The organism is Sporosarcina beigongshangi, assembly GCF_033485195.1.
In the GTDB taxonomy this organism is placed as follows: domain Bacteria; phylum Bacillota; class Bacilli; order Bacillales_A; family Planococcaceae; genus Sporosarcina; species Sporosarcina beigongshangi.
Window position 1 is genome coordinate 16,601 of sequence record NZ_JAWLIR010000032.1, and the last position, 24,584, is coordinate 41,184.

Consider the following 24,584-nt stretch of genomic DNA (forward strand, 5'->3'; position numbering starts at 1 on the left):
CCGTCTAAGCGGAAGGAGCGATTTTCATAGAGGGAGACCTGGTGATACTCAGTTTTGGTTGTTCATGCAATTGCCTTAGTTGGTCATTGGGGATGGGTCACAAAGTAAATGGGGACTGGTTATTGGTTTGCCAGCAATTTAAATTGTGTCCCCGCTCTATGCCTTGGAAAGGAGTCTCACCTTGCCAAGGGATTAGAAATATTTACTATCATCAAAATCGAGCGTGATAGAATAGTTTTTAGCATTAATCGCATTGGATAACTTATGCGCATCCTTTTCAGCTTGCAATGATTTCACTCGATAGTCTTCTGGATCAAATAAGGCGACACGATAGACAATTGTACCTTCGGAGTAGCCGAATTGGATTTCTTCTTTTTGCGACATGGAAAGTTCCTTGTAAAAGCGAGCTTTAGCACGTAATTGAGTCGCAAGTTCAATTGCTTCTACAATGGCTAGTGGTTGCCCTTGGAAGTCGATACTGTGGTCGATATTGGCCCGATACATCAGACGGTCAAGTACGCGACTATCAGTACGCACTGTATCTAGTTCTGCTTCGACTACTTGAAGGGAGCGTGGGCTTTGTACAGGTTCATTGCCCTTTTCTACAGTTGTAAAGGCAGCACGTCTCATTTCATCTTCCAGGTCATGAATACGCTTCGTTAAAATACTTTTTAATTTTACTGCTTCAGCAAGTGTAATGTTAGCCATCTCATCATTCCCTCGATTCTTTAATCCAATTATTCAACTATAATGGAAGTTTGTCCCTCATGCAAAACATACGAGTGGACGTCGCCGCCGCTAATACTGGTAAACATATTGCCACATGCCGTTGTTAGTTCAAGTGCCTCTGCTGCGTCCATCGATGGGCGAATAAAGAAGACGTGAAGCGCTTCGGTTGTTTCTGTTGTGACAGCTGTTCGTACAGAATCGACAAATGGGCTACCGAACGGGCTATAATCATCTTTTAAGAGTAAAATATTGTGTAAAGAATTGAAACGACCATTCAATCCGTCATAGCCAGTTTCTTCTGAACCAACAGAAATTCGTACATTGCCGACAATTTTGTTGAAGTCATAAATACCAGCTGGGATTTCCTGCTGCAAGGAGAAAAAGTTGTTTAAATCGACTGCTGAGTGAAATGGAGTAATATAGTTTTGTTTTTTCACACGCCGCATAAGTGCTTCCGCGGAGTGACGATAGCGATTAGGATCTGCGCCAAGCGTTTTCCATACAGTTCTCCATTCTTGAATACCTGGAAAGTCAGTGACAGATTTGTCTTCCAGTTCAAAGAAAAGCTGCTCTTGGAATAGTTGTAGTCGACCTTTTAGCATTTGAGGCGATTCTGATACGGTAATTTTGGTATAATGATTAATGCCCAATTTTAATCCGGGCACGGCTTGTAAAATTTTTTCGGCCATTTCGATATACAATGACATCACCCTTTATATAATTTGATTTAGTTTAATTCAATACTAGCATAAAGGAGGCGTTAAGGTGTGAATGCTGTTCAACTGCAACAGGCAGTGAGAGACTATGCAGCTTCAATTGGCATAGATAAGATTGGTTTTACAACAGCTGCTCCGTTCAGAGAGCTGAAAAACCGTTTGAAGCGTCAGCAAGAATTGGGCTATCAGTCAGGGTTTGAAGAGAAGGACCTTGATAAGCGAACAGAGCCAGCGCTGCTTCTTGATCAAGCAGAAAGTATTATTGCGATTGCGATTGCCTATCCATCCAAGATGGTGAACACGCCCAAGGGGAAGAAGGGGGAGCGACGCGGCGTGTTCAGCCGCGCTTCATGGGGGATGGACTACCATACCGTTTTACGGGAGAAGCTGAGGCTTCTAGAAGAATTCATCTTAATAAATGTGCCTAGTGCTAAGCTTCGTTCGATGGTCGATACGGGGGAGCTTTCTGATCGTGCAGTTGCCGAGCGTGCAGGCATTGGGTGGTCGGCAAAAAACTGTGCCATTATTACGCCTGAATTCGGTTCATACGTCTATTTAGGTGAAATGATTACGAATATTCCATTTGCACCTGATGTGCCAATGGAGGATGAGTGTGGGGATTGTACGCTTTGCCTAGATGTTTGTCCAACCGGGGCATTAATTCAAGGTGGGCAATTGAATGCGCAACGTTGTATTGCATTTTTGACGCAGTCGAAAAAACCAATCCCAGAGGAGTTTCGTTCGGAGTTTGGAAATCGGGTATATGGCTGTGATACATGTCAGACTGTATGTCCAAAAAATAAAGGGAAATACAATTTACATCAGGCTGTATTTCAGGCAGAGCCTGAGCTTGCTAAACCCCTACTCCAACCGATGCTTAGGCTATCGAACAGAGAGTTTAAAGAGAAATTTGGCCATGTGGCGGGCTCATGGCGTGGTAAAAATCCGATTCAACGCAATGCGATACTAGCACTTGCTCATTTTAAAGAGGAATCGGCGGTACCAGAGCTGATTGTGATGCTAGGGCAAGATCCGCGTCCGGTTATTCGAGGAACGATTGTATGGGCACTTAGTCGAATTGGTACAGACGAAGGCTATCAAGCTATCCAAGAGGCGTTAACGAAAGAGCAAGATGAGGAAGTACTTGTGGAATTAAAAAAAGCAGTAGATAATTGGACATATCAATTGTAAGGGGAAGTGTTGAAATGGCAATACATGTTGCATTGTTTGAACCGCTTATTCCGGCGAATACGGGAAATATTGCACGGACTTGTGCAGGAACTAAAACGAAGCTCCATCTAATTAAACCACTTGGATTTTCGACAGACGATAAAATGTTGAAGCGGGCAGGCCTTGATTATTGGGAGCATGTTGATATTACGTATCACGAAGGCATTCGGGAAATGTTTGCAGCATATCCGGCGGCAGTATTTTACTTTTTGACGAAGCATGGGGACAAGCCCCATACCGCATTCGATTACTCGGATACGGCACAGGACATATTCTTTGTGTTTGGCAAGGAAACGAGCGGGTTGCCAGATGACATTATCGAAGAGAACAAAGAGCGCTGCTTGCGAATTCCGATGAATGACCATATTCGCTCGTTGAATCTATCGAATACAGCAGCGATACTTATTTATGAAGCACTCAGACAGCAACATTACCCAGGATTAGCCTAAAAAAACGGGACAGCCATAAAAGGCTAGTCCCGTTTTTACATTGTATTAGGTTGGCTGATGACCACGGCTCTTCTTGCTTTTATGGCTATTGCCTTTGTCTTCGTAGCCACCTGTAAGGATTGCAGAAAGGAATGCTACGCTAACACCCATGATAAGAATCAAATTCATTAGATGATACCTCCCGTAAAATCAGTAGTTCTTAGTACAGTATACCTTATTGGCAATCAAATTGAAATAACGGTAAGAAAAAATTGTGACAAAGACAGTAACACCTTTCACTTAATTCAGCTGGGGTTTCAAACCCTGCTGAATTAAGTGAAAGCCTCCGGCGGATGTCACAGATGTTGAAGGGAGTCAATTGAGCACGCTCAATTCAAAATCCGGACGCAATCACGCCGAGGCGCGATTGATTTTAATGCGGCAAAAAGAGTAGCTGATAAGCGAACAATACAGCGAAAATATATAAGAGAACGGGAACTTGTTTCCCTTTGCCTTTCACGACTTTTAACAGTGGGTAGGTGATAAAGCCAAGTGCAATTCCTGTTGCAATGCTTGAAGTGAGCGGCATTGTTAGAATAACGAGAAATGCTGGAAATGCTTCATCGAATGAATCCCAGTCGATATGTTTAACCGCACCAATCATTAAGCTACCAACGATAATCAAAGCAGGAGCGGTTATCGCTGATACACCCGAAAGCGCACTGACAAATGGTCCGAAGAATGCAGCAATGATGAACAAGATAGCTACGGTTAGTGTTGTTAAACCAGTACGTCCACCAACTGCAACACCAGAGGATGACTCGATGTAGGCAGAGGTAGGACTTGTTCCGAACATGGCACCTGTTGCAGTCGCGACTGAGTCAGCAAGCAAAGCATGGCGTGCACGTGGCAAAGTATTGCCTTTCATTAAGCCAGCTTGCTTGGCAACACCAATCATCGTGCCAGTTGTATCGAATAAGGTTACAATTAAGAACGCAAAGACAACGCCATATAGACCATGTGAAATGACATCGCCGACTGCATGAACGGGATTCCAAACAAGAATTCCCTCGGGTAAATGTGGTATTTGCCACAGGCTACCTTCAAATTTTAGCTGTTTTGTAACAAGTGCTACAATACCTGTCAGAATCATGCCGATGAAAATCGAACCATAGACATTCAAAGTCATCAGAATGATTGTGACGAGTAGGCCGAATAATGCCAATAGAACAGGTGGGGAGGTGAGATCACCTAACTGTACAAGATTACCTGGATGCGGAGCAACAAGGCCTGAAAGACGCAAGCCGATAAAAGCAATGAACAACCCTATCCCAGCCGTAATTCCTAATTTTAAGCTCTCAGGAATGGATTGGATTAATTTTTCGCGGAAGGATGTTAGGGATAATAAGACAAATAATAGTCCTGCAACGAATACCGCCGAAAAGGCAGTCATGTAGTCCAGTTGACCATCGGATGCAATGACGATGGATGTGAAATAAGCATTTAACCCCATACCCGGTGCGATGGCGATTGGGTAATTCGCAAATAATGCCATCCAAAGTGTACCAATTACCGCTGCAACAATTGTCGCGAGGAAAACTTGCTCGAATGGTACGCCGGCATCGGCAAGAATAATCGGATTGACAATGACGATATAGGCCATTGTTAAAAAAGTAGTCACGCCAGCTAATAATTCAGTTTTTACGGTTGTATTCAGCTCTTTTAAATGAAACATTGTAAATCTCCTTTCAAAATACGAACAAAATGAAGCACATGTACAATAATATTCGTTTTTCGTTTAGATTTCAACTGTCAATTTCATCACATATTAGCAAACCGAGGTCGTCCTTTAGAACTTCTTTCAAAATAAGTGATCTCTCCTAAAGGGTCAACATAAATCAGAGAATACATTCAAACGTAATGAGTGAACATATCCAACGCATTGCCAGAAATTTATTCCTTTTGAGGTAATTAGATTCTTTGATTAGGGAATTAGTATGATATAATTAAGAAAAGAGTCTAGGAGGAATAGATGTGTTCTCTAGTAAAAAAAAGAATGTTCAGGATACAGATTTACAATTAGAAATTGAACGTCTAAAAACGGTATATTCAGATAAAGAGGCGCAAGATAAAAGTCGCTTAACTGATTTGAAAAGTGAACTTAATGCTGCTGTTCACCACCACGAGAAGGTTAATGCACAGCATAATATAATGGGCGAAGCAGTTAGCCAGATTGAAGTAAGATTTGATAGAGTCGGAGATTTGAGTGAGAAAACGTCTGAGAAATCACATGAATTGTTTGAAAAAGGACTTTCACTTGAGACAAGATCACATAGTATGGTTGAAGAAGCAACAGAGGGTACGAAGGAAGTCAATGCAACTGCTGAAGTTATTAGGGATTTAGGGGTACAAATTCAAGCGTCAGAAAAAAACATGACTAATTTGAGTGCTCGGTCTGTTGAAATTCAGTCAATTGTTGGTGTTATTGAAGGAATTGCGGCACAGACCAACTTGCTAGCATTAAATGCATCTATTGAAGCGGCACGCGCAGGAGAATCTGGTAAAGGATTTGCGGTTGTTGCACAAGAAGTACGGAAGCTTGCAGAAAGTACATCTGATAGTACGGCTAATATCCAAACATTAACGTCCTCATTGCGTGATGAAATCGAACAAGCACTTGCCGCAACACGGAAAAGTGCCGAGCTTGTTGAAAAAGGTGTAGCCGTTAGTTTTGAAACAGCTGCGAAAATCGAAAATATTCTTGGGACAATCGAGCATAGCCAAGGAGATATCGGTGCAATTCAAGAGATGATTGAAGAACAGAAGAGATTGTCTGAAGAGGTAAAAAGCGAGTTACTTGGTGCGAAAGAGCTTTTTGCACAAGCACATGATTTGATTGTTGAGCATATCGAGGATGCTAAAGAAGTAGACGAGCGACTTGAGAATGGAATTCGTCAATTAGCATTTTAACTTGATTCAGCAAATGTGTTTGTACTGAAAGCGAAGCGTCAGCTACAGAAGTCCGCCACTTCTATAAGTGGTGGGATGAATGCCGGAAAAGCATTTCGGTCAAAGGGGGTTCAAACTCCCTGCTGATTCAAGTTAAGCCTCCGGCGGATGTTAAGGATTTTGAGGGGAGTTAATTGTGCTGTGCACAATTCAAAATCCTAACGCAATTACGCCGAGGCGCAATTGATTTAAAAATAAAATCCATGGAGAAATTTCCTCCATGGATTTTTTATTTTATTTCAATTGTAGTTTGCTGTTCAGTAAACGGATGAATAAAGCGTAGCGTTGTGGCCGTTAGGCGGTAATGTCCATCCGCAGTTTCGCTGCCGTCATAGAGTGTATCTCCTGTAACGGGATTACCAATATGAGCTAAATGAACGCGAATTTGGTGCGTGCGTCCTGTTTCAAGCTGTGCCTCAACAAGGGTCGTGTTTTCCTTGCGTTCAATGACCTTGAAGTGAGTGACAGCAGCTTGTCCAGACATGGAAACAAGTCGTTTAGCAGGGTGATGGCGATCTCGACCAATTGGCAATTTAATCGTACCCCTTGGCCTTTTCAGGTAGCCATCTACCTCTGCAACATATTGGCGTGTGAGATTGTTCTGTTCAATCATTCGATCGAATAGTGATTTGGCAATGGGGTGCTTGGCGATAAGCACAAGCCCGGAAGTGCCTTTATCTAAACGATGGATATGCTCAGCGTAATCACCGCCATTGTTCCGAATATGTGCCATGACAAGATTCATCAGCGTACCTGTCTCCGTTGGTCCATCAGGATGAGTCGCTATGCCTGCTGGTTTTACTGCGGCAAGAATATGTTCATCTTCGAAAAGAATAGTCAATTCACCTTTGTCATCTGCTACATATGTGGAGGCGGTATCCGGGAATGTGAATACTAATTCCGTCCCTTCAGGCAGGGGAGCACGCCAGTCATCTATTGGATTACTGGCTGAATCGAGTACGCTTTTTGCCATTCGCATAAGGTGAACTGTTTTTTTGCCGCCCTGCCATTGTTCTTTTAGTAGTTGTTCGACCGTTATATCCGGCTGTTGGGTTTTATAATGAAATAAAGCCATTTAGATCATTCCTTCCAGCTATCTTTCATTATTTACCTGCGAATTCAGTGAAGAATGCCCGTATCTCTTCCGCCGGGCGTTCACCGCCCATTCTTACAACTTCTTTTCCATCCTTGTACTGGACAAGCATAGGCCATGTTTGAATATCAGCAGGATGAGGGTATTCCAACATATTATATTGCAATACGTCAACCCCCATCTCTTTAGCAATCGGCATCATGACAGGTGTCATCGCCATACAATACTGACATTCTGGGTGGAAATAGTATGCTGTAACGGATTCGCCAGAAGTGATTTTTTCGTTAAGTACTTCTGGTAGAACTATATTGTCGTAATGCTCATTGCCGATTAAAGCAATTGTAGATTTAGATAACTTGTCTGTGTCATACGGATTATCCTTTAGTTTTGCCTTATCTGATTGATTTGATAAAACAACGATGAGTATGAAAACGGCGACAATCGCACCGCCAATGATGAGTAGTTTTTTCAAATTACTTCGACTCCTTCTGCCATTTCACGATGAAAAGGCTTGTGATTAAGATGATTGTAAACGCGATTAGTGCTAAAAAGGGAATAGTGATGAACCCAAGATAGTTAATGTACTGTCCTGTACAAGATACAGCCCCACAAGAAGGTGCACTTTCGCCTAAGAAGCTTAGCTTTTGGATGCCATAATGATAGAGGGAAATGCTTCCACCAATCGTCGCAAAAATAGCAGTCGTTAAAGCGATTTGTGCATTTTTCTGAAACAAGGCAATACCTGAAATGAGGACAAGTGGATACATCAAAATACGTTGGTACCAACAAAGTGTGCAAGGCTCGTATCCGCGTACTTGTGAAAAGTATAACGAACCCAGTGTCGCAACAAGCGATACGGTACATATTAAGATGAGTCCGTTTTCTATCCGTTTATTCAACATGACCAGCTCCTAGATCGTTTACTACTTATTTGATTATAGAGGGTCGACAGAAGCAAGTAAATAGTATTGACTTGCTTCTGTCGACGCTAGTTAGTCTAGGAGAAGGTTGTGAAGTTTGAATGGAATTAGGGAGGCATTCTGCGGGCGTAATTTCAGCTCGGTGTAATTGATTCACAAGGGTTGTGCGATATAATAAAGAGAAAGGGGTGTTTCGGGTGAGTGAAGAATTCGATTTGTCGTCGTTTGAAGTAAGTATGGTCATCCGTCAGATGGAATCTGCGGATATTAAGCGGTTGCTGGCGATGCAGGAGCTTTGTTTTCCGGGAATGGAACCGTGGGAAGAAGGGCAGTTAAAGAGCCATTTGGCCATTTTTCCAGAGGGGCAGCTCATTGCAGAACTAGATGGTGAAATTATCGGTTCCTGTTCAAGTCTTATTATAAACTTTGATGAGTACGATGATCGTCATACATGGGATGATGTCACAGACGAAGGCTATATAACCAACCACAATCCGGATGGTTACAATATGTACGGCATCGAGGTGATGGTACACCCGGGCTATAGACGTATGAAGGTGGGGCAACGCCTTTATGAGGCGCGCAAGGAGCTGGCTAGGGAATTGAATTTGAAGTCTATCATCCTGGGTGGCCGGATTCCGAATTACCATAAGCATGCTGCGGAGATGTCGCCGCGTGAGTATGTAGATTCCGTATCACGCCATAAAATTTATGATCCTGTGCTCACTTTTCAGCTGATGAATGACTTTACGTTAATGCGTGTCAATCCAAACTATTTGCCAGATGATAAAGCTTCGAAGAAATATGCAACTTTGATGGAATGGAATAATGTTGATTATAAGCCACTCACGAAGCGGCATTTTAAGACGAGCTATCCGGTGCGCATTTGTGTCGTACAATATTTAATGCGAAAAATTTCGTCATTTGAAGAAATGGCCCACCAATGCGAATACTTCGTTGATGTTGCAGCAGATGCTAATTCCGACTTTGTCGTGTTTCCAGAAATATTTACAACACAGCTAATGTCCTTTTTGGATGAACGATCACCAAGTCAAGCAGTGCGCAGGATGACGGAGTATACACCGCAATATATTGAAATGTTTACAAACTTGGCGGTACGGTACAACATCAATATTATCGGTGGCTCTCATTTTGTAGAGGAAGAGGATGAAGAAATTTATAATATCTCTTACTTGTTCCGTCGTGATGGTTCGATTGAAAAGCAGTATAAGATTCACATTACGCCAAATGAGCGAAAATGGTGGGGGATTAGTGCAGGAGATGCTGTTCGTGTATTCGATACAGACTGTGGGAAAATCGCCATTCAAATTTGCTATGATATTGAGTTTCCAGAGCTTGCACGTATTGCGACGGATATGGGTGCTAATATTATTTTCACGCCATTTTGTACAGAGGATCGCCAAGGCTATTTACGTGTTCGTTATTGTGCACAGGCACGCGCCATTGAAAATCAAATTTACACCGTTATTTCGGGGACAGTCGGCAACTTGCCACAGACGGAAAATATGGATATCCAATATGCGCAATCTGCCATATTTGCCCCGTCCGATTTTGAATTTGCTCGCGATGGGATTGTAGGCGAGACGAATGCCAACTTGGAAATGGTGCTGATTGGTGATGTCGACCTTGAAATTTTGCGTCGTCAGCGTCAGGATGGAACGGTTAAGCAGCTGAAGGACCGAAGGCATGATGTGTATCATATTGAGTATAAGAAGGATTGATGAGGAAGAGCAGCCATGAAAGTGGTTGCTCTTCTGCTAGTTTATCCAGTTCGAGGAAGGGAAAAAGTCCATGGCGGTAATAATAACAAAAGGGGACAGTTCTGGTTAAAAGAACTGTCCCCTCTATATTATAAGTTCAAACTGTCTTACTTCTTTTTCGAAGGATGCTTACGCATACTTTTTGTTATACTTTTCCACTTGTTACGCTCCGCGGATTGCGCCGCACGATCCGTTTTACGCTCCAAGAAAGCTAATTCCTTTTGGAGTTTCAAATAGCTCGCATAGCGGTCCTCGGGTAATGCACCTGTGGAAAGTGCTTCCTGTATGGCACATCCAGGTTCGTTGTTATGTTGGCAATCATTGAATTTGCAGGCTTCTGCAAACGCTTCAATATCCTTAAAGCCAGAGTCTAGGCTTTCACTATTATCCCAAAGCTGGAATTCCCGCATCCCTGGTGTATCAATAAGGACACCTCCACCTGGAATTTTGATAAGCTCTCGGTGAGTCGTCGTATGACGGCCTTTTGCATCATCCTCACGAATCTCTTGTACCGCCATCATTTCATTTCCACAAATGGCATTTGTCAGAGATGATTTACCAACACCTGACGAGCCTAATAATGCTGCTGTTTTTCCATCTGCTAACAACGCAACTAGTTCATCAACGCCTTCACCCGTCACATTACTAACAGCGAAGACATCTGCACCTAATGCGATATTGCGAGCTTCCTCTATATAAAATGAAGGATCTTCGCAAACGTCTTTTTTCGTCAAGACGACAACCGGATTCGCACCGGAGTCATAGGCGGCGACTAGGTAGCGCTCAAGTCGCCTCGCGTTAAAATCTTTATTCATCGACATGACGAGAAAGACAATATCGACATTTACTGCGATAATCTGTTCGACGATTGTTGTACCTGCTGCTTTCCTGGAAAAGAGAGAGGTTCTTGGCAAAATCGCATGAATGATACCACGTTCTTCTCCTGGCATCTTTTCAACCGCAACCCAATCTCCGACTGCCGGGAAGTCACGTCGTTCCACAGCGTCATGCTGCATGGTACCCGAACAGACAGAGAGCCATTCTCCATCAGCGGTGACTACCCGATACATATGTTTATGCTCAAGTGTGACACGCCCAGGCGTGCACTTCTTCATTTTCTCGTTATCGTTCATTTCTTCCCATCGTGCTTCGTGGGATGTATTCCAGCCGTAATCTTGTAAATTAATCAATTCATTTTCCTCCTGTTATGTGCGTTTTAGACTAGAAAAGCGCAAAGCGCTTGAAGCTAGACAATAAAAAAAACCGTGAGTCCAGATCGGACACCACGGCTTTCACGCGCATAACAGAATAAGCATACTTTTATCTTTATTCAGCAGAAGGCTGCCATCTCCAAAGGTAGATAAGATGACTTTGATTTTGCTTCCTGTTCAACGGATGTTCGAATGCCTGCTGAACAAAGATAATGCCTCCGGCAGATGTCACAGATTTTGAAAGGAGTTAATCGAGCAAGCTCGATTCAAAATCTGGACGCAATTACGCCGAGCCGTAATTGATTAAAGTATGGCAGGTGAAAGTATGGGTCCGACCGAATTTGCAATAGGTACAATGATAATAGCCATAAAACTTCACCTGCTTTCTGTAAGATGGATTAACAATAACAAAATAAAAGTTATGTGTCAATATAGATTTTTTGACAACAAGCTTAAGGAATCCCGTGAATTGTGCAACCAAGTTGTAAGTGTGCAACGAATCCTGTGAATTGTGCAACCAAGTTAGCAAAGTGTGCAACGAAACCTGTGAACTGTGCAACCAAGTTGTAAGTGTACAACGAAACCCGTGAATTGTGCAACCAAGTTAGCAAAGTGTGCAACGAAACCTGTGAAATGTCCAACCAACCGTGCAAAGCATGCAACCAACTCTATCCTCGCAGCATAACAAAAAAACGACTCTCATAGTGAGAGCCGCTCTTCATTAAGATTCTAATGACAATTCGGATGTATCATTGATATGTTCCTGCTCGTATTTGAATACTTCCAAGTAGAGAATATGGTGTCCATCGACATCTTTTACGATGAATTCATAGCCCTGCTCGATAATTTTTTCACCTTGGATGGCATCGAAGCGTTGGGTCATAAACCAGCCGCCAATCGTATCAATATCATCTTCGTCAATGTCGATTCCGAGAATGTCATTGACATTTTCGATAAGCATTTTGGCATCTAAGATATAATGATCCTCGCCTAGCTTTTGAAGTTCAGGTACTTCATCTGTATCGAACTCGTCACGAATATCACCGACGATTTCTTCAAGAATATCTTCAATCGTCACAAGACCCGAAGTCCCGCCATATTCATCCATTAGGATGGCCATATGGATCCGTTCTCGCTGAATTTTAAGGAGAAGGTCGCCAATCGGTATTGTTTCAATCACATGGATAATAGGTTGCATATATTGAATGACTGATTGATGCTCGGTTTCTGGGTTTTTAATGAACGCCGTTAAAAGATTTTTCATGTTGACGAGACCGATAATATGGTCTTTGTCACCATCTGTTACTGGATAACGCGTATATTGCTCAACACCAATCACTTCGAACACTTCACGCAATGTCATATCTTTTTCGATGGACATCATTTCTGTCCGAGGTGCCATGATTTCTTTGGCAATTCGGTCATCGAACTCAAAAATTTTATTGACATATTTATATTCAGATTGGTTGATTTCACCGCTCTTCAAACTATCCGCTAAAATCAATCGAAGCTCCTCTTCAGTATGAGCAACTTCGGATTCTGACATGGATTTAAATCCTAAAAGTCTAATCAAGAATTGCGCAGTTCCATTCATACCTCTAATAATAGGATATGCCATGCGATAAAAGATAATTAGCGGTGTTGAAAAGGCCAATGTAATGGCTTCTGCTTTTTGTATCGCAATCGTTTTAGGAGCTAGCTCACCAACGACAACATGTAGAAATGTGACGATCGAAAAGGCGATAATGTATGATACGATACTTGTTGTACTAGTGGATAGACCTAAACTTTCCCAGATGGGAGCTAACATGAGATTGACGGTAGGTTCACCGAGCATCCCAAGTCCAAGAGCAGTAATCGTAATCCCTAATTGACAAGCAGATAAGTATTCATCCAAATTACCGATTACTTTTCTAGCATTGACAGCTTTGCGGTTTCCTTCCGCGACAAGCTGATCAATTCGTGATGTCCTTACTTTCACAATTGCAAATTCACTCGCAACAAAAAATGCGGTGAGGGCGATCAAGACAGCAAATGCTGCCAATCGTATGGGGATTTCCAAATAATTACTTTGTCCCGCACCCGAATGAGGGGTTGAACAAAGTGTACACCTCCTGTAGTGGTAAAATAGTTAGTTAAGACAATGATAATTTATTTACAAGAAAAAAACAAATAGTTTTGCTTGGCTACTTGTCAAATCGATTTTATATTGCGGTCCTACAAGCAGTTACTTATATCAGTGGATTGCGAATGAAATATAATTTCTGAAAACTGTTGACAGCTGGAAATTGGAAATGGTAACCTGTAATAGTTAGATACTCGAAATAGAAAGGGAGGTACGGAACATGAAAAAGCTATACATCGCACAAAAAAACTTCATGATCCATCCGTCCCAACCAACTTCTATTCAATTTTGAATTTGAATATTTATGGAATGGAACGGATACCCGTTCCCTTTTGTTAAGCACACGCTTATGTTAAAAGGCGTGTGCTTTTTTGCTTTTATAGCATACCAAATTTTGGTGTTTTCACGCATTGCGTGTTGCATAAATAATAAGGAAAAGGAGTGCTGGCTATGTTGATCATGAAGCAGCAAAGAAAATTATTGAAAAAGGAATCTCTTGAAAGTGGATAGTTGGTAGAGAAAAGGGAAGAAGGTAGATGGGGTTATGTTTTCGGTTTTATTCAAATTAAAGTGGTTTTTTAAAGAAAATCGTAAGAGGTATACAGTTGCACTGATCTTATTGATGATCACGAATGTATTGGTTGTAGTTCCACCTTGGCTCATTGGTGAAGCAATTGACTCCATTTACATGCAGACGTTGACGACGAAGTTATTAGCTGCATTTATTGGCGCCATGTTGCTCATTATGGTTGTTGGCTATGCATTTAATTTCGTTTGGCAATACCAGCTATTTGGTGGTGCTTATGTCATTGAAAGGCAGCTTCGGGGAAGGCTAATGCGCCATTTTTTGAAGATGACGCCGACGTTTTATGAGAAAAATAAGACGGGCGATTTGATGGCACGTTCCACAAATGATTTGCGCGCTATTTCGGAAACAGCTGGTTTTGGTATTATGACGCTCGTCGACTCGACGTTGTACTTGATGACGCTTGTTTTGACAATGGGTTTTCTAGTGTCGTGGAAATTGACGCTGGTGGCGATTTTACCGCTACCGATATTGGCGTACATTATGCAAGTGCTAGGAAAGAAGATTCACGAAAGATATATGACAGCACAGCAAGTGTTTGGTGATTTGAACGATAATGTTCTGGAGGCTGTTGCTGGTGTACGTGTTGTTCGTGCATATGTGCAAGAGCGCGCAACTGAAAATGTATTCGCGAAAATGACAGAAGATGTTTTTCAAAAAAATATGCATGTCGAAAAAATTGATGCTTTGTTCATGCCTATTTCAAAGGTGTTAACAGGATTAACGTATATGATTGGACTCGGTTATGGGGCGTATCTTGTTTCTATAGGGGATATGACACTGGGGAATCTTGTAACGTTTAATGTTTATCTGGGCATGATTGTTTGGCCAATGTTTGCGATTGGAGAATTAATCAACGTCATGCAGCGTGGTAATGCCTCACTCGATCGTGTAACGGAGACGCTAGAGTATGAGGAGGATGTCAAAGATCCTGAACAGCCCGTTACTGTGAAGCAACCAGAAAATGTTGGCTTCCGCGATGTGAATTTTACGTATCCGATGTCGCATTCGGTCAACTTAGATGCAATTAAACTCCATTTAAATCGTGGCGATACACTTGGAATTGTCGGCAAGACGGGCAGTGGGAAAACAACATTTGTGAAACAGCTATTGCGTGAATACCCGGTTGGCGAAGGAGAAATTGTTTTCTCGGGTGTACCACTTCAGTCGATGACAAAAGCTCAGGTAAGAGATTGGATAGGGTACGTCCCGCAAGATCACGTGCTGTTCTCGCGATCAGTGAGAGAAAATATTTTGTTCGGTAGACCCGATGCATCGGAAGCAGATATTGCTGAAACGATTCGTCTGTCTTATTTCGAGAAAGATCTTGAAATGCTACCGGACGGATTGAATACGCTCGTTGGTGAAAAAGGGGTTGCCTTGTCTGGTGGACAGAAGCAACGGATCTCGATTGCACGTGCACTCGTGAAAAATCCGGAAATTCTTATTTTGGATGATTCACTATCTGCTGTCGATGCCAAAACGGAAGCAAAAATTATTGAAAACATCCAAGCGGAACGTTCCGGTAAAACGACAATTATTACGACACATCGACTGTCAGCAATTCAACACGCTAACTGGATTATTGTGCTGGATGATGGCCGTGTGATTGAAGAAGGAACACATGAAGAACTGCTAGGAATGAACGGCTGGTACAAAGAGCAATTCGACCGCCAGCAGATTGGGGAGGTTGAATAATATGAGTACTGGTAAACGTTTAGTTCACTATGCGCTTGATTATAAAAAATTATTGATTACGGGTTTGATTTTTCTTGCGATTGCAGTAGGTGCGGATCTGATGGGTCCAATGATTGCCAAGAAAATTATTGACGACCATATTGCGGGTGCTGTAGATGGTGGCATCGATTTTGAACCGATTGCCAAGCTACTTGCTGTCTTCTTCGGGCTTGCGGTTGTCACCGCGATTTTCAGGTATTTCCAATATTTATTGCTACAAAACGCTGCGAATCGTATTATCCAGAAGATGCGTAATGATTTGTATGAACATATCCAAACATTGCCGATTCGTTATTTTGATAATTTGCCAGCAGGGAAAGTTGTGGCGAGAATTACCAATGATACAGAAGCGATTCGAAATTTGTATGTAACAGTCGTTTCACAGTTTGCCATTAGCGGGATGTATATTACGGGAATCTTTATTGCCATGTTTTTTTTAGACCCTAAAATGGGTGCGATTACGCTGTTCGTCTTGCCGATTTTATATATTTGGATGAAGATGTACAGGAAATTCGCATCGAAGGTCAATCATATCATCCGTGGTAAAGTCAGTGATATGAACGCGATGATTAATGAATCGATTAATGGCATGACGATTATTCAGGCGTTTCGTCGTGAAAAGCAGATGGAAGAGGAATTCCGTGAGTTGAACGATGAGCATTATCGTCATCAAAATAAGCTGTTGAAAGTGGAGGCGGCGACGTCACATAATCTGGTCGATATTATCAGATCGTTGGCGTTCGTATTCTTCATCTGGTATTTCGGTGGTGCATCATTAGAGATTGAAAGTGCTATTTCAGTCGGGATGCTCTATGCATTTGTCGATTATATTACACGGTTATTTAATCCTGTAACCGGGATTGTCAATCAGTTTGCACGACTCGAGCATTCACTTGTAGCAGCGGAGCGTGTTTTCAAGTTGTTGGACCGTGAAGGGGAGCCGGTAAGCGATGATAAAATCGCTCGCTACCGTGGAAATGTCCGTTTTGAAAATGTGTGGTTTGCTTATAAGGAAGAAGAGTATGTACTGAAGGATCTGTCTTTCGAAGCAAAACAAGGGGAAACCGTCGCGCTCGTCGGTCATACGGGATCAGGGAAAAGTTCGATTATGAATCTACTATTCCGTTTCTATGATGCATCGAAAGGGACGATTACGATTGATGGCATGAACATTGGTGGTATGTCTCGCCAGACGGTTCGTGATCATATGGGGATTGTTTTGCAAGATCCGTATTTGTTTAGCGGTACGGTCGAGTCGAATGTGAGCTTAGGGGATGCACGTATTACACGTGAAAAAGTGCAGCAATCGCTTGATGCGGTTGGTGGAGAACGTGTATTGAAACATTTGCCAGGTGGCATTGACGAGCCGGTTGTCGAAAAGGGGAGTACGTTGTCATCTGGGCAACGACAGCTGATTTCATTCGCACGAGCATTGGCATTTGACCCAGCGATTTTGATTTTGGACGAAGCGACGTCTAACATTGACACAGAGACAGAAGAAATTATTCAGCACGCGATGGATGTGCTGAAAAAAGGGCGTACGACATTCATCATTGCTCATAGACTATCGACGATTAAAAATGCGGATCGGATTTTAGTATTGGACCGCGGGGAGATTGTGGAAAGTGGCTCGCATGATGAGTTACTTGTGCTTGGTGGACAGTACGCACAAATGTATAAATTGCAGGCGGGAACTTCCTCTCAATCGAAAATTGGTTGAGGGGGTTCCCTCTTTTTTTTGAATCCAAAAGTCCTGTTTCGCCAATAAGTCATTGATTTGCGCCAATAAACGGCTTTGAATCGCTAATATCTAGCATTCAAGTGCCAATATCCAATCATTGGCAAGAGGATATGAAGGAACTCATTGCGAAACTATTCTGAAACACGTATATTTAGAGTTACGAAGTAATAACTTGAAGCAGCAGAAGAAGTTCCTGCTGCTTCAAGTTAAGCCTCCGGCGAATGTCACAAATTTTGAAGGGAGCTAAGTGCGCAAGCGCAATTCAAAATTTGGACACAATTACGCCAAGGCGTAATTGATTAGAGAGTTGGAGTGCCATGGGGAAATGGTTGGTAGATTGGAAGAGGAAGATTACTTCATTTAATAAAAATGTTAGGCTGTTTATGCTGGCAAATGTGCTCATTCAAATTGGGATGGGTGTTTTTATGGTGATGTACAATCTTTACATAAAAGAGCTGGGGATGCCGGAAACTGTTAATGGCAAAGTCATTTCGATGACGGCGTTGGCGTCGGCGATTATGCTTGTTCCAGCGGGATTTCTGAGTGATAAGTTTGGTCGTAAATGGATGATTGTTGCCGGTGCGTTGTTTGGGGCGATGACGTTGTTTTACCGCAGTGTGACGGTCGCGGAAACACCGATTATTTATGCGGCATTTTTGACAGGTTTGTTCATGGCATTTGTACAAGTGTCGGGTGTGCCGTTTTTGGCGGAGAACTCGACGCCAGCTGAGCGCGTGCATATGTTTAGCATCCATTTTGCTTTGATGACTGTGGCAAACGTGATTGGTAGTCTATTTGGTGGCGTGATTGCGGATGTTCTAGAGGTTGTTGCCGGAATGGATGCAGCATCGGCGATTCGTTGGGCGCTCCTTGTAGGAGCTGTTATTTTTACGGTTGGTTTACTACCGTTATTCAAACTACGAAATAAGCCGCCGGAGCCTGTGCAAGTGAAACATGATGAGGTAGAGAAAGTGGAGCGTGTGGATAGTAGCTTTAAGCGCAATATTATTCTAATCTTCCATTTCTCGTTTGCGAGCTTGCTGATAGGTATTGGATCTGGGTTAGTTGTTCCTTATTTGAATTTATATTTCTCTAATCGTTTTGATGCGTCGAATGCTTATATTGGGCTCGTTTTATCGCTTGGATCTGCGATGACGGCGGTGGCCATGCTTATTGGACCGTTGCTTGTAAAGAAAGTTGGCAAAGTAAAGGCTCTTATTATTTTTCAAATGCTGTCGATTCCGTTTCTTATCTTGACGGCTTATACGACCTCGTTAATGTTGGCTTCACTTGGTTTCCTAATGCGCCAAGCGCTCATGAATGCAGGAAATCCAATTCAAAGTGCAATTGCGATGGAAATTGTCGCAGATAAATACAAGGGACTTGCCAACTCGGTGAACCAGATGGTGTTCAATATTGGCTGGGCTACCATGGGGCCGGTGGCGGCGGGGCTTGTTATTGCAAATGGTTTCTATTGGGGTTATGCCTATGCCTTTACGATTACAGCAGGTCTTTACATTGTGTCATCCACGTATTATTTCTTTATTTTTGGTAAGAGGAAGTTAGCAGAAGAGTAATAAAACTACCCTGCATAATTATATGCAGGGCATTTTGTTATTCGCCATACCTAGGCTGCGTTTCCTTCCATGCATTTTGCTCGTTAGGCACTCGGCTTTTATCCTCAAAGATATTTTCGGTTTTCTGATTTTGTACCTGCAACTGCTCTTTTTCCTTCCGCAGCTCTTCAGGTGATTTTTCTTTCGTCATCATTACGCCTCCTTATTTGTTATGAGGCTAGTATTCCCGAAAAATCTCAACCTCATTCAGCAGGGGTTCAAGCCCCTGCTGAATGAGGTTGAAGCCTCCGGCGGATGCCACAGATATTGAAGGGAGTTAATTGAGCAAGCTCAATTCAAAATCTGGGCGCAATTACGCCGAGGCGTAATTGATAATAAATCAGTCGTAAACATGGAAAGTCATTAGTTCATGAATCATCTTTTTTACGTTCTCTTCTTCAGGCGGCGTCTCTCCGTTCCAACGAATTTCTCCCTCTGGCATATAATCGCCCGTATATCTCGTATTACGAAAGAAAAACGCAAAAGTCCAACCGGGCAATTTCGTATTGTCATACATGGGCTTGTAACTGAAATGTTGTAGCATAGTCATACTCCTTTCATAAGATGCTACCCAATCGCATAAAATCAGAGTAAAGAGAAGCGAAAGGGTGCTGACTTGTTTGTAAATAAATTAAAGCAGGCCATTGAAGATGAGTACAAAGATTATTATTTTTATAAATCAATGTACAGTCTGACAAATGATCCGCTCTGGCAAGATTTTCTCCGTCATATGTATGAAGATGAAAAAAGCCATTATGAAATGTTTCAACAGCTCTATTATATGATGACGGGGTCATTTGTTCCAAATCCCAAGAAGCCATTGCCTTGTTATAACTTGAAAGAATGTGTGCAAAGGGCGTTGGTGGATGAGTTGGAGGCGGTTGAGACGTATAAAGAAATGCTTCTAACGATTCCTTTTCAACAGGCTTATAATCCATTATTCATCGCCATGCATGACGAAATGGAGCATGCGATTCGCATGTCGACGATGTATAGCGCATTATCTTGATTCAAGATAATGACGGGGTGTAATGGATGACAAGCCTTTGCATTTTTCCGTTTGGTCTCGTTCTGCTATAATTGGGACGTAAAGAAACGGGAAAAGGTGAAGCGATTGGACTTTTTATGGACATTGTTATTTATGACCGTTATAGGCGCGTTAATTGGAGGATTCACGAATCATCTGGCAATCAAAATGCTATTTAGGCCACATGAAGCAAAATATATCGGGAAATGGCGACTGCCGTTCACGCCGGGGTTGATTCCAAAACGGCGAGATGAATTGGCAAGGCAGCTTGGGAAGACGGTTACGAATTATTTATTGACACCGGATACCTTTCGTAAAAAATTATTAACACCTGATATGGAAAAAAAGGCAGAGAGCTTTATTCAACAAAAACTGGAAGAGCATGTCCTTCATTCTAATAAAACCTTGAATGATTGGCTGGCGACTGCGGGTGCGACACAAGTTGCAGAAAAAGCAGAACAGCAAGTGTTGGAGGTGCTCGATGCCCAGCTTAACGCCGTGCGTAGAAGGCTGACGACCGGAACGGTAGAAGAGGTGCTACCGGAAAAGTGGCGGGTGGAAGCAGGAGAGCGTATTCCAACTGTGACAACGTACATTTTAAGTAGGTCAGAGCAATACTTCGCATCTGATGAAGGAAAAGCGATGTTCCGGAATCTCATCGATGATTTTCTTGCCTCTAAAGGAACGCTGGGCAGTATGGTCAATATGTTTTTTGGTGAATCGGAGTCGCTCGTTGGAAAAGTGCAAAAAGAAGCGATCAAGTTTGTGACTGCTCCTGGTACAACAGCTTTAGTGAATACAATTATTTATAATGAGTGGGAAAAATTACAGCAGCGCCCCGTTGAGGAATTGTTGGCTGGCTTCGACTGGGATGGATTATTCGGATCAATTTCAACGTACGCAAAAAATGAACTTGCGTTGGAAGCACGTCTGAATAAGTCGATTCGACATTACTGGCCAAATGGGGCGGAATGGACGGCGGTTAATATTACGCCAAAGCTCATTGATTTTGCTTTTAATCAAGCAGAAGTACAATTGGAAAAATCACTTGGAAAATTGAAATTAGATGATATGGTAAGAGAGCAAGTCGATACGTTTCCTGTTGCAGTGCTAGAGGATCTGATGCTAGGCATTTCCAAGCGTGAATTTAAAATGATCACCGTTCTTGGGGCACTACTCGGTGGGGTCATCGGAATCGTTCAAGGCCTAATCGTCTTTGCAACAAATTTATCGTAGGGGGAATTGTAAATGACAGTGAATATGTATGATGATTTGAACAAGTTGGAAGCAACATTCCGCAAAACAGCGGAATTTGCAGAGGTAGAACAAGCCGTAGGTGAAGTGAAAGCGGATGAAGAAGCACTTGCGTTATTCAAAAGTTTCCGTAAAATTCAGATGACCCTTCAAGAAAAACAAATGCAGGGTGAGGAAATTGCTGAGGAAGAGCTTGAATATGCACAGAAGACTGCGCAGCTGGCACAGCAAAATCCTAAAATCATGACGATGCTCGAAGCCGAAATGAAGCTAAGTGGTTTGATTGAAGAAGTGAACCGAGTCCTGATGAAACCGGTACAGCAACTATATGAATCTATCTAAAAACCGGCTAATGCCGGTTTTTTCTTCTTCCTACAAGATGAAAATTTGTTACAATTGACGTTATGGGATAAACCAATATGAGATGGATAAATAGAAAGTTGGTACATATACATGCAGAAAATCGTTATTAAACAACCTTTCGAGCAGGATTGGATTCGGATGTTCACTCATCTGGCTAATCTATTTTTCGAGCAGTCAAAGATTATAGATGAAGACGAAGAACAGGCCATCAGTGTGACGTTTTCACTTGAAAAAAATGCGGATAATATGCTGAACGGGCAAGCATTTCTTACTTGGAATGATCAAGAATATACCGCTACATTTACAGAGCTAGAAGAGAAGGATGACGCAAAAATTCAAACGCGTCAGTTAAAACGCGTCTACTCACATATTTTGCTTGAAGCGCTTGAACAGGCGACAGGTATGCAGCAATCATGGGGCATTTTAACGGGAATTCGCCCGATGAAGCTCTACCATAAATATCGTCAGCAAGGGAATAGCACGGAACAGGCACAGCAACTACTAATGGATCGTCATCGTATTTCAAGTGAGAAAAGTGAGCTCCTTGCCAAAATTGCGGATGTACAGCTTCGTTCAGTACCTGATTTATATGACTTGAAAAATGAAGTAAGTATATACATCGGTATTCCATTTTGCCCAACGAAGTGTGCTTATTGTACGTTTCCTGCCTATGCGATTCATCGGAAAAATGGCCGAGTAGAATCGTTCCTTGATGGATTACATGAAGAGATTCGCGAGATGGGGAAATGGTTAACAGAGCGTAATATGGCGATTACGACAATCTATTTCGGTGGCGGTACACCCACTTCAATCGAAGCAGAAGAGATGGATGCCTTGTATGAAACGATGTATGCCTCGTTTCCTAATATGGAGAATGTCCGCGAAGTGACGGTGGAAGCAGGGCGACCTGATACAATCACACCAGCCAAGATTGAGGTATTGAAGAAATGGGGCATTGATCGCATTAGCGTCAATCCGCAATCGTATACGGATGAAACTTTGAAAGCGATTGGGCGTCATCATTCGGTTCAAGAGACAGTTGATAAGTTTTGGTTGTCGCGAAACATGGGCATGAAAAATATTAATATGGATCTCATCATTGGTTTGCCGAATGAAGGAATCGAAGAATTTAAGCATTCACTTGAAGAAACGGCAAAGATGCAGCCGGAATCACTGACGGTTCATACATTGTCATTCAAGCGAGCTTCGGAAATGACACGCAATAAGGACAAGTACAAAGTGGCGGATCGTCAGACAGTTGAACAAATGATGAAGCTTGGCGAACAGTGGAATGCAGAAAATGGCTATGAGCCGTACTATTTGTATCGCCAGAAAAATATTTTGGGCAATTTGGAAAACGTCGGCTATGCAAAACCAGAAGAAGAAAGTATCTACAACATCGTCATTATGGAAGAAGTGCAGACAATTATTGGCGTTGGTTGCGGAGCATCAAGCAAATTCATTGATCCGACGACAGGCAAGATTACGCAGTTTTATAATCCGAAAGATCCGGCAGCTTATATTTTGACGTTTGAGGATGCCATTGACAAGAAGCTAGAGCATTTGAATACAATTTTCCCGGAGACGGTGAGTAAATAAAGGGTTTATGGAAAAGGCACCGAATATAGAATAATGAATGGTGATTCATTTGATTTTACTCTATATAAAGGGGTGTCTTTTTTATGTATACAACTGTTGAATTGAAAAAAGAGGGACGTCTTGCGCGTCTCACATTGAACAGGCCGACATCGATGAACGCGATGGATGATGTCATGATGAAAGAACTGGCAGACGTTTTTGAAGAATTGAAGAGTGATACAACGGTACAAGTGTTAATCATTCAAGGGGCTGGACGTGCATTTTCCGCAGGTGGCGATATTAAAGCTATGCTAGATCCAGACAGCCCAATGGATATAGGAAAGGTCATGGTTGATGTGTCACGTCTTGCGAAAGCATTGTACACATTGCCACAAATAACAATGGCGGTCGTCCATGGGGCGGCAGCCGGACTAGGGTTTAGTGTTGTTCTTGGCTGCGATATAGTTATCGCGGAGGAAAATAGTAAGCTTGCAATGAACTTTATCGGCATCGGTCTCGTACCAGATGGAGCGGGTCACTTCTTCTTGAAGGAACGGGTCGGTGTACCGCAAGCGAAAAATTTAATATGGTCTGGCAAGGTGATGAATGGTTCCGAAGCCTTGTCTAAAGGTCTGATTGACGAAGTGGTGGCGGAAGGGAAGGCTGCTGAATATGGCGAAGCATATGCGCAAAAACTGCTTGCTTCACCTATTGCTTCGATGATTGCGTCAAAGCATATTTTGCACACGCAGAACATAGCTGAACTTGAAAATGTCTTGAAAATGGAAAGCGAAGCACAAGTGGCGATGCGTAAAACAGCTGACCATATGGAAGGGATCCAGGCGTTCGTGGAGAAGCGAAAGCCAGTATTTACGGGGAAATAAAAAAAGTAGCGGATGCCAACCTGATTGTGGGCAAGTAGTTTGAACCAATGCTTGTTGATATGGATTAGTTAAATTGAAAAACGATACACCTACTCGGCTAGCCGTTGAGTAGATGTATCGCTTTTTTATTTATATTTATCGACTGTTTCTCGCCAAGCAAAATCCCCATTTTCGACAGAGCGTATTAACAGCTCAGCTGTTGCGATATTCGTGGCAAGTGGGATGCCATAGACATCACAGAGCCTCAGTAGTGCACTGACGTCAGGTTCATGTGGCTGTGCCGTCAATGGATCACGGAAAAAGAGAATGAGGTCTAACTCGCCAGTCGCCAACATCGCGCCGATTTGTTGGTCGCCGCCTAAAGGTCCTGACATGAGTCGGTTAACGGTAAGCTTTGTTTCTTCCATAATTCTTTTTCCAGTCGTCCCCGTTGCATATAACGTATATTGTGAAAAGATATGCTCATAGGCAATTGTGAAGTTGACCATCTCATTTTTCTTTTCATCGTGAGCAATTAATGCGATTTTCATTTAGAACACCCCTCTTTACTCTACTG

At 42.5% G+C, this 24,584-nt stretch carries 24 protein-coding genes; 12 read left to right on the forward strand and 12 right to left on the reverse strand.

Annotated features, from left to right (window positions below; genetic code table 11):
- Positions 1-192: 192 nt before the first annotated feature.
- Positions 193-708 carry a hypothetical protein gene (locus tag R2B77_RS14020; protein ID WP_203248655.1) on the reverse strand — a complete coding sequence of 172 codons (516 nt, stop codon included), beginning with the start codon at positions 706-708 and terminating at the stop codon, positions 193-195.
- Between the two features lie 29 nt (positions 709-737).
- On the reverse strand, positions 738-1,430 hold the full coding sequence (locus R2B77_RS14025; protein WP_203248656.1) for a B3/B4 domain-containing protein: 693 nt from the start codon (positions 1,428-1,430) through the stop codon (positions 738-740).
- A 66-nt stretch (positions 1,431-1,496) separates the two neighbouring features.
- Between R2B77_RS14025 and queG the strand changes: the two genes are divergently transcribed.
- Together queG and trmL are read left to right on the forward strand one after the other, a co-directional pair.
- Entirely contained in the window at positions 1,497-2,636 is a 1,140-nt protein-coding gene (queG, locus tag R2B77_RS14030; protein WP_203248657.1) for a tRNA epoxyqueuosine(34) reductase QueG, read from the forward strand.
- 14 nt (positions 2,637-2,650) lie between these two features.
- Positions 2,651-3,124: a tRNA (uridine(34)/cytosine(34)/5-carboxymethylaminomethyluridine(34)-2'-O)-methyltransferase TrmL gene (trmL, locus tag R2B77_RS14035; RefSeq protein ID WP_203248658.1), complete on the forward strand. Its 474-nt coding sequence runs from the start codon at positions 2,651-2,653 to the stop codon at positions 3,122-3,124.
- Between the two features lie 45 nt (positions 3,125-3,169).
- On the opposite strand, the gene R2B77_RS14040 is transcribed toward trmL, so the two are convergent.
- Positions 3,170-3,292 carry a hypothetical protein gene (locus R2B77_RS14040; RefSeq protein WP_322555731.1) on the reverse strand — a complete coding sequence of 41 codons (123 nt, stop codon included), beginning with the start codon at positions 3,290-3,292 and terminating at the stop codon, positions 3,170-3,172.
- Positions 3,293-3,536: 244 nt separating this feature from the next.
- A complete protein-coding gene (locus R2B77_RS14045; RefSeq protein ID WP_203248659.1) occupies positions 3,537-4,838 on the reverse strand; it encodes an NCS2 family permease in 1,302 nt (433 codons plus the stop codon).
- Positions 4,839-5,137: 299 nt separating this feature from the next.
- On the opposite strand from R2B77_RS14045, the gene R2B77_RS14050 reads away from it, so the two are divergent.
- Positions 5,138-6,073, forward strand: coding sequence for a methyl-accepting chemotaxis protein (locus R2B77_RS14050; RefSeq protein ID WP_203248660.1), 936 nt, complete (start codon positions 5,138-5,140; stop codon positions 6,071-6,073).
- Positions 6,074-6,341: 268 nt separating this feature from the next.
- On the opposite strand, the gene R2B77_RS14055 is transcribed toward R2B77_RS14050, so the two are convergent.
- Genes R2B77_RS14055 through R2B77_RS14065 form a run of 3 tightly spaced genes read right to left on the reverse strand, consistent with a single transcriptional unit; the run spans position 6,342 to position 8,104 of the window.
- The gene (locus R2B77_RS14055) at positions 6,342-7,187 is read right to left on the reverse strand and encodes an RluA family pseudouridine synthase (RefSeq protein WP_203248661.1); all 846 of its coding nucleotides are present in this window, start codon (positions 7,185-7,187) and stop codon (positions 6,342-6,344) included.
- 28 nt (positions 7,188-7,215) lie between these two features.
- Positions 7,216-7,677 carry a thioredoxin family protein gene (locus tag R2B77_RS14060; protein ID WP_203248662.1) on the reverse strand — a complete coding sequence of 154 codons (462 nt, stop codon included), beginning with the start codon at positions 7,675-7,677 and terminating at the stop codon, positions 7,216-7,218.
- A 1-nt stretch (position 7,678) separates the two neighbouring features.
- Positions 7,679-8,104, reverse strand: coding sequence for a disulfide oxidoreductase (locus R2B77_RS14065; RefSeq protein ID WP_203248663.1), 426 nt, complete (start codon positions 8,102-8,104; stop codon positions 7,679-7,681).
- Between the two features lie 218 nt (positions 8,105-8,322).
- Between R2B77_RS14065 and R2B77_RS14070 the strand changes: the two genes are divergently transcribed.
- Positions 8,323-9,867: a GNAT family N-acetyltransferase gene (locus R2B77_RS14070; RefSeq protein WP_203248664.1), complete on the forward strand. Its 1,545-nt coding sequence runs from the start codon at positions 8,323-8,325 to the stop codon at positions 9,865-9,867.
- A 146-nt stretch (positions 9,868-10,013) separates the two neighbouring features.
- On the opposite strand, the gene rsgA is transcribed toward R2B77_RS14070, so the two are convergent.
- Complete coding sequence (rsgA, locus tag R2B77_RS14075) at positions 10,014-11,093, reverse strand: ribosome small subunit-dependent GTPase A (protein ID WP_404830758.1); 1,080 nt, start codon at positions 11,091-11,093, stop codon at positions 10,014-10,016.
- A gap of 745 nt (positions 11,094-11,838) precedes the next feature.
- Positions 11,839-13,179 carry a hemolysin family protein gene (locus R2B77_RS14080; RefSeq protein ID WP_203248666.1) on the reverse strand — a complete coding sequence of 447 codons (1,341 nt, stop codon included), beginning with the start codon at positions 13,177-13,179 and terminating at the stop codon, positions 11,839-11,841.
- 607 nt (positions 13,180-13,786) lie between these two features.
- Here R2B77_RS14080 and R2B77_RS14085 point away from each other — a divergent pair.
- The 3 genes from R2B77_RS14085 (at position 13,787) to R2B77_RS14095 (ending at position 18,883) form a co-directional block, all read left to right on the forward strand.
- Positions 13,787-15,526, forward strand: coding sequence for an ABC transporter ATP-binding protein (locus tag R2B77_RS14085; protein ID WP_203248667.1), 1,740 nt, complete (start codon positions 13,787-13,789; stop codon positions 15,524-15,526).
- Position 15,527: 1 nt separating this feature from the next.
- A complete protein-coding gene (locus R2B77_RS14090; protein WP_203248668.1) occupies positions 15,528-17,285 on the forward strand; it encodes an ABC transporter ATP-binding protein in 1,758 nt (585 codons plus the stop codon).
- 338 nt (positions 17,286-17,623) lie between these two features.
- Positions 17,624-18,883, forward strand: coding sequence for an MFS transporter (locus R2B77_RS14095; protein WP_203248669.1), 1,260 nt, complete (start codon positions 17,624-17,626; stop codon positions 18,881-18,883).
- A gap of 37 nt (positions 18,884-18,920) precedes the next feature.
- Here R2B77_RS14095 and R2B77_RS14100 read toward each other — a convergent pair whose 3' ends face one another.
- A complete protein-coding gene (locus R2B77_RS14100; protein WP_203248670.1) occupies positions 18,921-19,073 on the reverse strand; it encodes a hypothetical protein in 153 nt (50 codons plus the stop codon).
- Positions 19,074-19,262: 189 nt separating this feature from the next.
- The gene (locus R2B77_RS14105) at positions 19,263-19,466 is read right to left on the reverse strand and encodes a YheE family protein (protein ID WP_203248671.1); all 204 of its coding nucleotides are present in this window, start codon (positions 19,464-19,466) and stop codon (positions 19,263-19,265) included.
- Between the two features lie 72 nt (positions 19,467-19,538).
- Here R2B77_RS14105 and R2B77_RS14110 point away from each other — a divergent pair, with 72 nt between their 5' ends.
- The 5 genes from R2B77_RS14110 (at position 19,539) to R2B77_RS14130 (ending at position 24,028) form a co-directional block, all read left to right on the forward strand.
- Positions 19,539-19,931, forward strand: a complete 393-nt coding sequence (locus tag R2B77_RS14110) for a ferritin-like domain-containing protein (protein WP_203248672.1) — start codon at positions 19,539-19,541, stop codon at positions 19,929-19,931.
- Between the two features lie 132 nt (positions 19,932-20,063).
- Positions 20,064-21,185, forward strand: coding sequence for a DUF445 domain-containing protein (locus R2B77_RS14115; RefSeq protein WP_450097609.1), 1,122 nt, complete (start codon positions 20,064-20,066; stop codon positions 21,183-21,185).
- 12 nt (positions 21,186-21,197) lie between these two features.
- The gene (locus tag R2B77_RS14120; protein ID WP_203248674.1) at positions 21,198-21,545 is read left to right on the forward strand and encodes a YlbF family regulator; all 348 of its coding nucleotides are present in this window, start codon (positions 21,198-21,200) and stop codon (positions 21,543-21,545) included.
- A gap of 111 nt (positions 21,546-21,656) precedes the next feature.
- A complete protein-coding gene (locus R2B77_RS14125) occupies positions 21,657-23,165 on the forward strand; it encodes a coproporphyrinogen III oxidase (RefSeq protein WP_203248675.1) in 1,509 nt (502 codons plus the stop codon).
- An 83-nt stretch (positions 23,166-23,248) separates the two neighbouring features.
- Positions 23,249-24,028, forward strand: a complete 780-nt coding sequence (locus R2B77_RS14130; RefSeq protein ID WP_203248676.1) for an enoyl-CoA hydratase — start codon at positions 23,249-23,251, stop codon at positions 24,026-24,028.
- Positions 24,029-24,153: 125 nt separating this feature from the next.
- Here the strand turns inward: R2B77_RS14130 and mgsA are convergent, their stop codons facing one another.
- Positions 24,154-24,558, reverse strand: coding sequence for a methylglyoxal synthase (gene mgsA / locus R2B77_RS14135; RefSeq protein WP_203248677.1), 405 nt, complete (start codon positions 24,556-24,558; stop codon positions 24,154-24,156).
- Positions 24,559-24,584: the final 26 nt, after the last annotated feature.

Coding starts and splice junctions, on each gene's coding strand:
- R2B77_RS14020 (WP_203248655.1), bottom strand. CDS start 708: ATGGCTAACATTACACTTGCTGAAGCAGTAAAATTAAAAAGTATTTTA.
- trmL (WP_203248658.1), top strand. CDS start 2,651: ATGGCAATACATGTTGCATTGTTTGAACCGCTTATTCCGGCGAATACG.
- R2B77_RS14040 (WP_322555731.1), bottom strand. CDS start 3,292: ATGAATTTGATTCTTATCATGGGTGTTAGCGTAGCATTCCTTTCTGCA.
- R2B77_RS14045 (WP_203248659.1), bottom strand. CDS start 4,838: ATGTTTCATTTAAAAGAGCTGAATACAACCGTAAAAACTGAATTATTA.
- R2B77_RS14055 (WP_203248661.1), bottom strand. CDS start 7,187: ATGGCTTTATTTCATTATAAAACCCAACAGCCGGATATAACGGTCGAA.
- R2B77_RS14085 (WP_203248667.1), top strand. CDS start 13,787: ATGTTTTCGGTTTTATTCAAATTAAAGTGGTTTTTTAAAGAAAATCGT.
- R2B77_RS14090 (WP_203248668.1), top strand. CDS start 15,528: ATGAGTACTGGTAAACGTTTAGTTCACTATGCGCTTGATTATAAAAAA.
- R2B77_RS14095 (WP_203248669.1), top strand. CDS start 17,624: ATGGGGAAATGGTTGGTAGATTGGAAGAGGAAGATTACTTCATTTAAT.
- R2B77_RS14100 (WP_203248670.1), bottom strand. CDS start 19,073: ATGACGAAAGAAAAATCACCTGAAGAGCTGCGGAAGGAAAAAGAGCAG.
- R2B77_RS14105 (WP_203248671.1), bottom strand. CDS start 19,466: ATGCTACAACATTTCAGTTACAAGCCCATGTATGACAATACGAAATTG.
- R2B77_RS14115 (WP_450097609.1), top strand. CDS start 20,064: ATGACCGTTATAGGCGCGTTAATTGGAGGATTCACGAATCATCTGGCA.
- R2B77_RS14120 (WP_203248674.1), top strand. CDS start 21,198: ATGACAGTGAATATGTATGATGATTTGAACAAGTTGGAAGCAACATTC.
- R2B77_RS14125 (WP_203248675.1), top strand. CDS start 21,657: ATGCAGAAAATCGTTATTAAACAACCTTTCGAGCAGGATTGGATTCGG.
- R2B77_RS14130 (WP_203248676.1), top strand. CDS start 23,249: ATGTATACAACTGTTGAATTGAAAAAAGAGGGACGTCTTGCGCGTCTC.
- mgsA (WP_203248677.1), bottom strand. CDS start 24,558: ATGAAAATCGCATTAATTGCTCACGATGAAAAGAAAAATGAGATGGTC.